This window comes from Levilactobacillus fujinensis (assembly GCF_003946335.1).
Taxonomy (GTDB): Bacteria; Bacillota; Bacilli; order Lactobacillales; family Lactobacillaceae; genus Levilactobacillus; species Levilactobacillus fujinensis.
In genome coordinates, this window is sequence record NZ_RHNX01000005.1 from 54,806 (window position 1) to 67,194 (window position 12,389).

The following is a 12,389-nucleotide window of genomic DNA, read 5'->3' on the forward strand; positions in this document are numbered from 1 at the left end:
AATTTTACGCAAAGGGTGATTAATTTTCGTTAGAAGGTTAGTTACGCTTGCGATAAAATACAGGAGGGTTTCATTAATGGCTGAAAAAGAACATTATGAAAGAACTAAACCCCATGTAAATATTGGTACTATTGGCCATATTGACCATGGGAAAACGACGTTGACTGCTGCAATCACTAAGGTACTTGCTAGCAAAGGTTTAGCAAAAGCCGAAGATTACGCTGACATTGATGCTGCTCCAGAAGAACGTGAACGTGGTATCACGATCAACACTGCCCACGTTGAATACGAAACTGAAAAGCGTCACTATGCGCATATCGATGCTCCAGGACATGCTGACTACATCAAGAACATGATTACTGGTGCTGCCCAAATGGACGGTGCTATCTTGGTTGTTGCTGCTACTGATGGCCCTATGCCACAAACGCGTGAACACATTTTGCTTGCTCGCCAAGTTGGTGTTGAATACATCGTTGTCTTCTTGAACAAGACTGACCTTGTTGACGATGACGAATTGATCGACTTAGTTGAAATGGAAGTTCGTGAGCTGTTGTCTGAATACGATTACCCTGGCGATGATATTCCAGTTATTCGCGGTTCAGCTTTGAAGGCTCTTGAAGGCGACGAAGAACAAGAAAAGGTTATCCTTCACTTGATGGATGTTGTTGATGATTACATCCCAACTCCAGTTCGTGAAAACGACAAGCCTTTCTTGATGCCAGTTGAAGATGTCTTCACGATCACTGGTCGTGGGACTGTTGCTTCTGGTCGTATCGACCGTGGGACTGTTAAAGTCGGTGACGAAGTTGAAATCGTTGGTTTACATGACGACGTATTGAAGACTACTGTTACTGGTCTTGAAATGTTCCGTAAGACGTTGGACCTTGGTGAAGCCGGGGACAACATCGGTGCTTTGCTTCGTGGGATTAACCGTGAACAAGTTGTTCGTGGACAAGTTCTGGCACAACCAGGCTCGATCCAAACGCACAAAATGTTCAAGGGTGAAGTCTACATCTTGAGCAAAGAAGAAGGTGGCCGTCATACGCCATTCTTCTCAAACTACCGTCCACAATTCTACTTCCACACCACTGATATTACTGGTGTTATTGAATTGCCTGATGGTGTTGAAATGGTTATGCCTGGTGACAACGTGACGTTCACTGTTGAACTGATCCAACCAGCTGCCATTGAAAAGGGTACGAAGTTCACTGTCCGTGAAGGTGGCCACACTGTTGGTGCCGGTACTGTTACGGAAATTGACGACTAATTAATCTAATTAATTAATTGTACCGCGAGGCCCGAAAAGTATATCTTTTCGGGCCTTTTTGTTTACCATGATTCAATTGTGGCAAGTTCACTGAAATTTCTGAAAGCGGGGTCGCTTTCATTTTCAGTTCTTTTGGACTGAAAATTCGAAACAATCCCCCGTCATTCACGGACTTTAGGCAAAAACCATTTTACAATTTGGATAGCATAAGGTACACTAATACAGTATGCAATTGATAGAATTGTAAATAGTAATATCTTTCATTTCGGAGGGAAAATAATGGCTGCAAAGTGGGAAAAAAAGGGCACTAATCAAGGCGAACTGACCTTTGAAATTGCTCCTGATAAGATTAAAGAAGGCTTGGACAAAGCTTTCCAACAGACCAAGAAGAACCTGGCTGTTCCAGGATTCCGTAAGGGCCGTGTACCGCGTCAGATTTTCAACCAAATGTACGGTGAAGAAGCACTCTACCAAGATGCTTTAAACATTGTTTTACCAGAAGCTTACGATGCTGCTATTAAAGAAGCTGGCATCGAACCCGTTGACCAACCCCAAGTGGACGTTGAATCCATGGATAAGGGTAAGGCTTGGGTTCTGAAGGCTGTTGTTACGGTTAAGCCAGATGTTAAGCTAGGCGAATACAAGGGCTTGAGTGTTACGAAGCAAAATACTCGGGTTTACCAAAAAGACATCGATGCTGAATTAGAAAAGCAACGTCAACAACAAGCTGAATTAGTTTTGAAGGAAGACGAAGCTGCTGCTAAGGGCGATACTGTTGTGATCGACTTCGACGGTTACGTTGATGGCAAACAATTCGACGGTGGTAAGGCTGATAACTACTCTTTGGAATTAGGCTCTAACTCCTTCATTCCTGGTTTTGAAGACCAATTAATTGGTCACAAGGCTGGCGAAGATGTTGATGTTAAGGTTACTTTCCCTAAGGACTACCAAGCCGAAGACTTACGTGACAAGGAAGCAACCTTCAAGGTTACCATCCACGAAGTTAAGGAAAAGCAATTGCCTGAATTGGACGATGAATTCGCTAAGGATGTTGACGAAGAAGTTGACAGCTTGGAAGAATTACAAGCCAAGACTAAGGATAGCTTGAAGGATCAAAAGACGACTGCTGCGCACGATGCAATCGAAGACGAAGCCATTAGCGAAGCTGTTGACAACGCTGAAATTGCCGAAGTGCCAGAAGCCATGATCAAGGAAGATATCGATCGTCAAATGGATCAATACCTGGCTAACATGCAACAACAAGGTATCGAACCTAAGATGTACTTCCAATTGACTGGGACGACCCAAGACGACTTGCGTAAGCAATTCACTGACGGTGCTGAAAAGCGGGTTAAGACTAACCTGGTTCTGGAAGCCGTTGTTGACGCTGAAAAGATCGAACCAACGGAAGACGAAGTTAGTGCTGAAGTCAAGGATTTAGCTGGCCAATACGGTATGGAAGAAAGCGCCGTACGGAGTGCCCTTTCCGATGACATGTTAAAGCACGACATCGCTATCAAGAGTGCTGTTGACTTGATTGCTGATTCCGCTAAGCAAGACAAGAAGAAGGATGCCGAAGACGACGAGTAATCGTTAACTTACGACAACTTGACCGGGATGACAGGCGGCTGTTGTCCCGGTTTTCGTATAAAGAAGTGCGGATTATCGGTGCCGAGGCGAAATAATTTTCTCGCGGCGTCAACTGTGGTATAGTACACGATTGATAGGTAATCTGGTTAGTTCGATGGGTTTACTGACCAAAATAATGTGTAAATAATTAGGCTTAAGCCTGGAGAGAAAGGGTGAGTTTATTGTTTGAAAACACCGAAACGAATGGCTCAGTAACTTGTTCATTCTGTGGTAAGTCACAGGATCAAGTTCAAAAGATTGTTGCCGGACCGGGTGTTTACATCTGTAATGAATGTATTGACCTGTGTAAGGAAATTATTGACGAAGAATTCAGCCAAGATGCCACACAAGAAACTTTAGAGGTACCAAAGCCAGTCGATATCGTTAAAACACTTAATCAATATGTAATTGGCCAAACTGAAGCCAAGCGGACCCTTTCCGTTGCGGTTTATAATCACTACAAGCGGGTCAATGAAATGGCACAGGCTGACGATGATGGTCCTGAGTTACAGAAGAGTAACATCGCCGTTATTGGACCAACTGGTTCTGGGAAGACTTACCTGGCGCAAAGCTTGGCAAAGATTCTCAACGTGCCGTTTGCCATTGCAGATGCCACGACGTTAACTGAAGCCGGCTATGTCGGTGAAGACGTCGAAAATATTCTTTTGAAGCTCCTACAAAATGCCGATTACGACGTTGATCGGGCTGAAAAGGGCATTATCTACATCGATGAAATCGATAAGATTGCTAAGAAATCCGAAAACGTTTCGATTACGCGTGATGTTTCCGGTGAAGGGGTTCAACAGGCTCTTTTGAAGATCTTGGAAGGAACGATTGCTAACGTGCCGCCTCAGGGTGGTCGTAAGCATCCCCAACAAGAATTTATTCAAATCGATACTACCAACATCTTATTCATCGTGGGTGGGGCGTTTGATGGTATTGACGGCATCGTTAAGCGGCGTTTGGGTGACCAAACGATTGGTTTTGGTGCCGACACCAAGGAGCAAAACGTACTGGCTTCAGGTGATAGTATGATGCAACACATCATCCCAGAGGACCTTTTGCAGTTCGGATTGATTCCTGAATTTATTGGGCGGTTGCCAATCTTAACGGCTTTGGAAAAGCTTGACGAAAACGATTTGGTTCGGATTTTAACGGAACCTAAGAACGCTTTGGTCAAGCAGTATGAGAAGCTGTTGTCTTTGGATGGTGTGGAACTTCAATTCCAGCCCGCTGCACTGCGTGAAATGGCTAAACTAGCAATTTCACGGAATACTGGTGCCCGGGGGTTGCGGTCGATCATTGAAGACGTCATGCGTGACATCATGTTTGACTTGCCAAGCCGTAACGACGTGGAGAAGGTCATCATTACCGCTCAAACGGTAACGGATCATGCCGAACCAGAATTAGTTTTGAAGGATCAAAAGGCGTCATAATTTTAGTGACGGGAAAAGATCAGCTGTGGCTGGTCTTTTTTTAATGAACTTGTAAAGTAGGGTAAGGGCAATAAGTTTGTAAGCTGTATAAGTGCTAATAATAGTGAAACGAGTTTGCCTTGGATTAGGCACTAAGATTATCCGACCAATTTAGGGCAATCAACTAAGTTGGTCGGCAGATGTGGGCTGGAACCGGGTGAAGACAACTTAAGACCGCGAAAATACCGAGTCTTCAACCTCATCTTTAGAAATTAATTTAAAAACAACTAAAAGACCGGATGCACTGCTTTTGAACCGTTTTCCAAGCGTTCAGCAATCAAGAACAGACTGCTGTCACTGGAAATTCTGTGTTAGAATGGTGAAAGATATTTTGGAGAGGATGGCACAACTAATGGAAGTAAATCACGTGGAATTAGTCATGAGTGCGGTTGACCCCGTACAATATCCAACGACGGGGTACCCAGAAATCGCCTTTGTTGGGCGGTCTAATGTGGGGAAGTCGTCACTGACTAATGTCCTCATCAATCGACGTTCGTACGCTCGGACCTCGAGTCAACCAGGTAAGACCCAAACCCTTAACTTTTATAACGTAGAGGATCAACTCTACTTTGTCGATGTTCCTGGCTACGGTTACGCAAAGGTTTCCAAGTCAGAACGTGAGAAGTGGGGCCAAATGATTGAGACGTATCTGACGCAACGCGACCAACTGCGTGGTGTTGTTTCATTAATTGATGCCCGTCACGCGCCGACTGCGGATGACATTCAAATGTACCAATGGCTAGCCTACTATGACTTACCAACGTTGATCGTTGCAACTAAGAGTGACAAGATTGCGCGCGGTAAGTGGAATCAGGCTATTAGCCAAATTAAAAAATCCATGGGCTTGCAGAACACCAACAACATCATTATGTTCTCGGCCCCCAAAAAGATTGGCAAGGATGCCGTCTGGAATTGGATCGAAGAACAAGCCTTTGGGGAGGAATAAACGTGGAATTTAATGATTATCAAAAAGCTGCTAACCGGACGTTGTACGGTAATGAGCAGGTTCTAACGAATTGTGCACTAGGCCTAGCTGGTGAATCTGGTCAAGTCGTTGAGCTGGTCAAACGCTATACCTTTCATGGTAAGGACCTCGATCATGATGCACTCGTCAAGGAAATGGGCGATGTGTTGTGGTATCTGAGTCAAATCGCCCAGTGGGCAGACATTGACTTTGATGAGGTGGCTCAAGATAACATTAAGCGACTGAACGAGCGTTATCCACATGGATTTCAACCAACCCGATAAAAATTAAAAGGGGCCCACGGCGATGTTGTCGTGAGTCCCTTTTGTTTAGTCTGTGGCGTGGTCTTTGTCGAGTTTAGTCTGGTCTTCCTTGGTTAGACCTTTGGGCCGCTTGTCGTCCTTGTGGGCGTCTTGACGCTTGAGAAACTTGTCACGCTTAACGTCGGTGGGGTCCATTTGAGCAAACTTACCGAACATGGAGTCCAAGTCATCTTGTCGTTTAACTTTAAGTGCCAATTCAGCCACCTCCTTGCTTGTTTGCAATTATCATAGCAGAATTATGGTCGTTTGTCATTTTTCGGCTAGGTTTCGAACGGTGGCTGATTAAATTTGCAACTATTGAGCTTCAAGCTGAAGGTTGAAAAGTTCCCAAATACTCATCATGACGGTTATCACAACGATATGGAGACTAAAATTGGACAACGTCGCTCAAACATCGCCTTACCGGTCAGTAGATAAGGGCTGAAAACCGGGCGGATGCTACCTACCTTGACATAGTTAGTTTGAGGCAACACAGCTTATGCCTGCTAGAAACGCTGCTGAATTACGCTTAAGCTTTAGCAACCACTTGAGATTCAGTGATTGAAATCGACATGCACAATCAGAGCCGGAGTGCGGCCGTTGCCATTCATTTAGCGGTGACAATTTCTACGGTTACAAGAGTAAGGTGAATATTTTGGCTTTCAATCTCGCAGCTTCAAGTAGGTTAGGGAGTGAATTGCTTGCACCAAACACGCATTCGGCTTATACTTTATAAGCTATTTATTGGACGAAACGGGAGGGATGCGCCTTGGCATCAGAGTATCTAGAACATAAGCTGGCATTATTGCCAGGACTTCCCGGCTGTTACCTCATGAAGAATATTAACAGCCAGATTATTTACGTGGGGAAGGCAAAGAATTTAAAGAATCGGGTCCGCTCTTACTTTAAAAGTAGTCATACTGGGAAGACTGCGCAATTAGTCAGCGAAATTGTGGACTTCGAGACGATCATTACGTCGACCGACAAGGAAGCGTTTTTGCTTGAAATTACGCTGATTCAAAAGCACCAACCTTACTTTAATATCAAGCTTAAGCGGGGAACGGGATATCCCTACATTAAGATTACGAATGAACGTGATCCCCAGCTTATCTTGGTCAGTAACATCAAGAAAGATGGGGCATACTATTTTGGGCCTTATCCCAACGTGTATGCGGCTGAAGAAACGATTCACTTTCTTCAGAAGGTTTATCCTTTACGGCGATGTACCGGATTTCAAGGCCGCCCATGTCTGTACTATCACATGGGCCAGTGCTTGGGTGCCTGTTTCAAGGAAGTTCCAGAAGAGGCGTACGCCAAGCAGATTCGTAAGATCAAGTCCTTCTTGAATGGAAACGTGGGTCGGGCCGAAAAAGAATTGACGACCCGGATGAACAAGGCAGCGGCCGACATGGAATATGAGCGGGCTGCAGATCTGCGAGACCAGATTCGTTACATTGAAGCCACGGTTGAAAAACAAAAGATCATTTCCAACGACAGTACACCGCGGGATATCTTCAATTTCTACTTGGATAAGGGCTGGTTGTCGATTCAGGTCTTTTTCATTCGGCAGGCCCGGTTGATGAAACGGGAGAAGCGTCTCTTTCCAATCGTGAACACTGCAGAGGAGGAATTGGCTAGTTTTATCGTTCAATTTTATCAGCGAAAGAACACGGTTTTGCCGCGGGAAATTCTAGTACCCAGTAGTATTGACGGGGATGTCATTGAGGAAATTCTGCATGTGCCGGTGCGGACGCCACAACGTGGGACTAAGCGTGATTTGCTTGAAATGGCTGGGAAAAATTCCCGACTTGTTTTGGAGGAAAAATTCCGACTGCTTGAACTAGATGAAAGCAAGACAACGGGTGCCATGCAGGAAATTACCGATGCTTTGGGAATTGCGCCCGGACATAAAATCGAAGCTTTTGACCATTCGCACATTCAGGGGGCCGATTTGGTTTCAGCAATGGTAGTCTTCATAGATGGTCAGCCCAATAAGAAGTTATATCGAAAATATAAATTGCGGACAGTCGACCATGCTGACGAAACGGCTAGCACGTTGGAAGTTATTCGGCGCCGGTACACGCGTTTGCTGAAGGAACATGGTCAGATGCCAGATCTCATCTTGATGGATGGTGGGGATATTCAGATGAACGCAGTCAAGGAAGTGCTTGAAGACGAACTGGACCTGCACATTCCGGTTGCTGGGATGGTTAAAAATGATCATCATAAGACGGCTGACTTGTTATTTGGTCCGGATGATCACCACATTCAATTGGATCCAAAGAGTCAGGGATTTTACCTGGTACAGCGGATTCAAGATGAGGTTCACCGGTTTGCGATTACCTTCCATCGACAAGTTCATTCCAAACATTCGTTGAGTTCACGATTGGACCTGATTCCCGGTGTTGGTCCCAAGACGCGGAATAAACTGTTGCGTAAATTTGGTTCCACTAAGAAAATCAGTGAGGCTAGTATCGATGATTTACGGGGACTGGGCATTAGCAAAGAGGTCGCTCAGACCGTTCACATTACGTTGTCAGCGGAGACGGCGGAAATCAAAAGTCCGCGGACCCCATCCCAACTTTGACGTGACACCCATTTGTCGGTATACTAGCAGGAGTCGAATTGAGAAAGCAGCGCAGGCTGGTTTAGAAAACGAGGAATAAAAAATATGTTTGTAGATCAAGTTAAAATTAGCGTTAAGGCTGGTAACGGTGGCGACGGAATGGTTGCTTTCCGGCGTGAAAAATTTGTGCCTAACGGTGGACCAGCTGGTGGTGACGGTGGTCGCGGTGGAAACATCGTCTTCGCCGTTGATGAAGGTTTGCGGACACTGATGGATTTCCGGTATCAACGGAAGTTTAAGGCCAAGCACGGTGGCAATGGGGGTATCAAGCAGATGACTGGTCGCGGTGCCGAGGATACGATTATTAACGTACCTCAAGGAACAACGATCATTAATGCCGAGACGGAACAGGTCATGGGGGACTTAGTAGCTCCCGACGACTCGGTCATTATCGCACATGGTGGTCGCGGTGGTCGTGGTAACATTCATTTCGCATCCCCTAAGAATCCCGCACCAGAAATTGCTGAAAATGGGGAACCAGGACAGGAATTTGAAATTCGGTTGGAATTAAAAGTTTTGGCCGATGTTGGCCTGGTTGGTTTCCCATCCGTTGGGAAGTCAACATTACTCGCCACAGTTACTAGTGCCAAGCCTAAGATTGCGGAATACCATTTCACGACGTTAGTTCCTAATCTAGGGATGGTGCGTTTGCCAGATGGTCGTGACTTTGTAATGGCTGATTTGCCTGGACTGATTGAGGGGGCCGCTACCGGTGTTGGATTAGGATTCCAATTCTTACGGCACGTTGAACGGACCCGGGTCATTCTCCACTTGATCGATATGAGTGGGTTGGAAGGCCGTGATCCTTACGAAGACTTTGAAAAAATCAATCAAGAATTGATGACGTACGATCCAGATATCCTCAAACGGCCCCAAATCGTGGTGGCTAATAAGATGGATATGCCAGATTCTGCGGATAATTTAGCCCAATTCAAGGAAGACTTAAAGCAAGATGAACTTTTGACGCAAACGCCAGAAATTTATGCTGTATCGGCGTTGACACATGCAGGATTGACGCCCTTGCTACAACGGACGGCCGACATGCTGGCTGCAACGCCACAGTTTCCAGTTAAGCAGCCAGAAGTGGCCACTAAGGCTGAGTATGACTTTAAGCCAGAGCCTGAATTTACCATTACACAGGATGCAAATGGTACTTGGGTTTTAGGTGGCGAGAAGCTCTTGAAGTTGTTTAAGATGACTGATATCAACCATGATGAGAGTCTGTTGCGGTTTACGCGGCAGATGCGTGGTATGGGAATCGACAATAGTTTACGGGACCATGGTGCCAAGAACGGTGACCTGGTTCAGATCGACGATTTCACCTTTGAATACATGGCTTAGCGTTTAATCTGGCTGTTGGACTGGCTAATAATGGTTGGAACTGCTATAGCTGAGATGGTGAACGTGCCATGACGGGCTGCACTTTAAAGCCCCAAAAGGCATATATCTTCGGCGACGGCTCATTCTGTAAGCTGACAAAATTGGCAGTTACCAGCACCTTCGTAATCTGGTTTCTTCCAGCTTAGAGTGACTGACACTAGAGATCTCGCCTGATCAAACTATGAAGTCGATAGTTGTCATACAGTAGAGTTGTGATGTTTTAAGCACTATCGGATGTTTAAAAACTATCGAATTATGCGACGAAAAAAGACGTTTCTAATCTGCCAGTTGGCAAAATGGAAAACGTCTTTTTCTATGTGCCTGAAGAGAATCAAATCGTTCACGTTACTCTTATGACGGTTGGAGGAGCAAGGCTCACACACGTGTTTCTCGAGACTAGCATGCGTCCAACCCAACCCCTCAAAAGGACACCTAGAGAGATGTGTGCCCCCCTCAGGTCGTTCCACGATGGTGTCCGGGAAAAGGGCACCAACTGATAACAGCGACGTAACTAGAAGCATCCCTGGCCGCGATTGCTGACCAATCTGCAGTTGGTATGGCAACATGCAATCGGCCAATTAGAAAGATTTAGAGGTTCAGTTTAAGCCAGGCAGTTGGCTTCACGAGTTGTTTCTGGTTGGCGTAGGCCCCGGCAAAGGCAATCTTAATACTCTTGAAGCTGGGTTTGGTTTTCTCACTAGCCAGACCGGTGGCAAAGGTCGCGAGCTTGCCGTTAGCCGGAATCGTCTTCCCAGCACTGGCGTCACTCAGTTGGTTAGAGGCGTTCAGTTGTTGGTTGGCCGATAAACGGATAGCTTTGATGCCATCTGTGGTTAAAGCCTGTTTTCCACGATTATAAATGGTAAACTTAACTTGAATTGTGTAGTATGGACTATCGAGATGGGCTAGGTTCAGAGCTTGGGCGGCCATCCGTTTAGCTGCGGCAGTTTCAGCAGTATTTTTGAGTATCCGTACTGTGGTGATCTTGTAGGTCAGTTTACCACTACGAATTGTGGTTTGTGGATGGGTAACTTGATTTAAGGTGAGCTTGGTGCCGACCTTGTCATAGGTGTATTGGCCATTACGGGTGAGATTGCCAGACTTCACGTAGCTGGCACTCCTGGTCTGGGCGGTGTCTGGATGATACGTCTGGGCCTCCTTAGAAGAAGAGGCAGCCGTGACCGCGGCATCTGGGTCGGCTGCTTTATAGTGGCTGGATTGGCTGCTACTGTCTTTAAAACTGGCCGTACTCTTTTGTGCGTTAGACTGGCAGCCGGTGAGGCCTAAGGTCAGTAGACTCAGTCCCAGAACTAATGAAAATTTAAATAATCGCATGAAAAACACTCCTTTTAGCCGAGTAAAATTTTATGAGGAATCAACCGGTAACCGTATAGTCGCAATGGTTCGGTATCACTGGCCATAAATAGATTGGTTTGGGGATCTACTTGTTGGCAACGTGTGCGGAACTGATCCAACGTGAGGGCGGGGCCATCGGCTGATAATAAGCGTAACTGGTGGCCGGTGGCGACAATTTGTAGGTCCGTAATGGGCATTGTCGTGTTGCTCTCCCAGTAGAGTTTTAGTGCGGGATGTAAGTCGATTGTCGAAAGATTAAAATCAATGAGTCGCATGCCGGAACCTCCCTAGTCAAGTAGTCACCTCGATTATACCGAACTTTGTCGGGGAACCCTAACAATATTCATGCGTAAGTTGGCTAAGATGCTAGTTGCGGTTTGCATGAAAATCCCCTAAAATAGTGGACGGACTCTAATTATAGAATAGGAACGAAAAAATATGGAAATTGAATTTTTAGGAACGGGCGCCGGTTCGCCAGGAAAGTTTCGCAATGTGACCAGTACGGCTTTACGTCTACTAGATGAACGTAACTCAGTCTGGTTATTCGATGTTGGTGAGGCCACGCAGCACCAAATTTTACGGACGACATTAAAACCCCGTAAGATCGACAAAATCTTCATTACACATTTGCATGGTGACCATATTTTTGGCTTGCCTGGTTTATTGAGTAGCCGGTCATTTCAAGGGGGCAATGCTCCCCTGACTATTTACGGACCTAAGGGAATTCGGGACTTCGTTGAAGTGAGCCTGCGCGTCTCTGAGACCAAGTTATCCTATAAGATCCATTACCAAGAGATTACGAATGACGGCCTAATCTTTGAAGACCCTAAGTTTCGAGTCTACGCCCAGCACCTGGACCACCGAATCGAGTGCTTTGGTTATCGAATCGTGGAAAAGGATCATCCTGGTGAGTTGCAGGTTGAAAAATTGCGAGCAGCCCAGATTCCATCGGGTCCAGTTTACGGGCAGTTGAAGGCTGGTCAGACAGTGACCTTACCGGACGGTCGAGTCGTTAATGGTCAGGACTTTTTGGGTCCGGCACAAAAAGGACGTGTGGTCGCTATCTTAGGTGACACTCGGCAAACGCAGAATGCGTCTCGGCTGACGCAAGATGCCGACGTCTTGGTTCATGAAAGTACGTTTGCTAAGGGGGAAAGCAAGTTGGCCCGTTCTTACTACCATTCAACTAATATTCAAGCAGCCGAGCTGGCGAAGCGTACGCACGTTAAGATGCTGCTACTGAACCATATTTCGGCGCGGTATACGGGGAAAATGGCCGTTGAACTGCAGCAGCAGGCACGCGAAGTTTTCAAGAATACACGCGTTGTGAAGGATTTTGACTTAGTGACGATTCCGTTTCAAAAAATGATTCCAGAGGATGCGAAGTAAC

The 12,389-nt window shown here is 46.0% G+C and carries 11 protein-coding genes; 8 read left to right on the forward strand and 3 right to left on the reverse strand.

From position 1 onward, the window contains the following. Positions 1 to 76 precede the first annotated feature (76 nt). The 5 genes from tuf to EKM89_RS03080 all read left to right on the forward strand — a co-directional run bounded on the left by tuf (position 77) and on the right by EKM89_RS03080 (position 5,619). Positions 77 to 1,267: an elongation factor Tu gene (tuf, locus tag EKM89_RS03060; RefSeq protein WP_125685694.1), complete on the forward strand. Its 1,191-nt coding sequence runs from the start codon at positions 77 to 79 to the stop codon at positions 1,265 to 1,267. Between the two features lie 279 nt (positions 1,268 to 1,546). Beyond that, entirely contained in the window at positions 1,547 to 2,857 is a 1,311-nt protein-coding gene (gene tig / locus EKM89_RS03065) for a trigger factor (protein WP_125685695.1), read from the forward strand. Positions 2,858 to 3,078: 221 nt separating this feature from the next. After that, entirely contained in the window at positions 3,079 to 4,332 is a 1,254-nt protein-coding gene (clpX, locus tag EKM89_RS03070; RefSeq protein WP_125685753.1) for an ATP-dependent Clp protease ATP-binding subunit ClpX, read from the forward strand. Between the two features lie 391 nt (positions 4,333 to 4,723). Further along, positions 4,724 to 5,317 carry a ribosome biogenesis GTP-binding protein YihA/YsxC gene (gene yihA, locus EKM89_RS03075; RefSeq protein WP_125685754.1) on the forward strand — a complete coding sequence of 198 codons (594 nt, stop codon included), beginning with the start codon at positions 4,724 to 4,726 and terminating at the stop codon, positions 5,315 to 5,317. A 2-nt stretch (positions 5,318 to 5,319) separates the two neighbouring features. Then, positions 5,320 to 5,619 (forward strand): nucleoside triphosphate pyrophosphohydrolase family protein, encoded by a 300-nt coding sequence (locus EKM89_RS03080; protein ID WP_048735873.1) that lies wholly within the window; start codon positions 5,320 to 5,322, stop codon positions 5,617 to 5,619. A 45-nt stretch (positions 5,620 to 5,664) separates the two neighbouring features. On the opposite strand, the gene EKM89_RS03085 is transcribed toward EKM89_RS03080, so the two are convergent. Next, positions 5,665 to 5,853, reverse strand: coding sequence for an SPJ_0845 family protein (locus EKM89_RS03085; RefSeq protein WP_048735874.1), 189 nt, complete (start codon positions 5,851 to 5,853; stop codon positions 5,665 to 5,667). 553 nt (positions 5,854 to 6,406) lie between these two features. Between EKM89_RS03085 and uvrC the strand changes: the two genes are divergently transcribed. Then, on the forward strand, positions 6,407 to 8,224 hold the full coding sequence (uvrC, locus tag EKM89_RS03090; RefSeq protein ID WP_125685696.1) for an excinuclease ABC subunit UvrC: 1,818 nt from the start codon (positions 6,407 to 6,409) through the stop codon (positions 8,222 to 8,224). A gap of 84 nt (positions 8,225 to 8,308) precedes the next feature. Beyond that, the gene (obgE, locus tag EKM89_RS03095; RefSeq protein ID WP_125685697.1) at positions 8,309 to 9,604 is read left to right on the forward strand and encodes a GTPase ObgE; all 1,296 of its coding nucleotides are present in this window, start codon (positions 8,309 to 8,311) and stop codon (positions 9,602 to 9,604) included. Positions 9,605 to 10,231: 627 nt separating this feature from the next. Here the strand turns inward: obgE and EKM89_RS03100 are convergent. Together EKM89_RS03100 and EKM89_RS03105 are read right to left on the reverse strand one after the other, a co-directional pair. Beyond that, the gene (locus EKM89_RS03100; protein WP_125685698.1) at positions 10,232 to 10,978 is read right to left on the reverse strand and encodes a hypothetical protein; all 747 of its coding nucleotides are present in this window, start codon (positions 10,976 to 10,978) and stop codon (positions 10,232 to 10,234) included. 14 nt (positions 10,979 to 10,992) lie between these two features. Then, positions 10,993 to 11,274 (reverse strand): hypothetical protein, encoded by a 282-nt coding sequence (locus EKM89_RS03105; RefSeq protein ID WP_125685699.1) that lies wholly within the window; start codon positions 11,272 to 11,274, stop codon positions 10,993 to 10,995. Positions 11,275 to 11,437: 163 nt separating this feature from the next. On the opposite strand from EKM89_RS03105, the gene rnz reads away from it, so the two are divergent. Next, on the forward strand, positions 11,438 to 12,388 hold the full coding sequence (gene rnz / locus EKM89_RS03110; RefSeq protein WP_125685700.1) for a ribonuclease Z: 951 nt from the start codon (positions 11,438 to 11,440) through the stop codon (positions 12,386 to 12,388). The last annotated feature ends 1 nt before the right edge of the window (position 12,389 follow it).

What these genes read in the sequence shown, in the direction of transcription:
- tuf (WP_125685694.1), top strand. Translation starts at nt 77, where the DNA reads ATGGCTGAAAAAGAACATTATGAAAGAACTAAACCCCATGTAAATATT.
- tig (WP_125685695.1), top strand. Translation starts at nt 1,547, where the DNA reads ATGGCTGCAAAGTGGGAAAAAAAGGGCACTAATCAAGGCGAACTGACC.
- yihA (WP_125685754.1), top strand. Translation starts at nt 4,724, where the DNA reads ATGGAAGTAAATCACGTGGAATTAGTCATGAGTGCGGTTGACCCCGTA.
- obgE (WP_125685697.1), top strand. Translation starts at nt 8,309, where the DNA reads ATGTTTGTAGATCAAGTTAAAATTAGCGTTAAGGCTGGTAACGGTGGC.
- EKM89_RS03100 (WP_125685698.1), bottom strand. Translation starts at nt 10,978, where the DNA reads ATGCGATTATTTAAATTTTCATTAGTTCTGGGACTGAGTCTACTGACC.
- EKM89_RS03105 (WP_125685699.1), bottom strand. Translation starts at nt 11,274, where the DNA reads ATGCGACTCATTGATTTTAATCTTTCGACAATCGACTTACATCCCGCA.
- rnz (WP_125685700.1), top strand. Translation starts at nt 11,438, where the DNA reads ATGGAAATTGAATTTTTAGGAACGGGCGCCGGTTCGCCAGGAAAGTTT.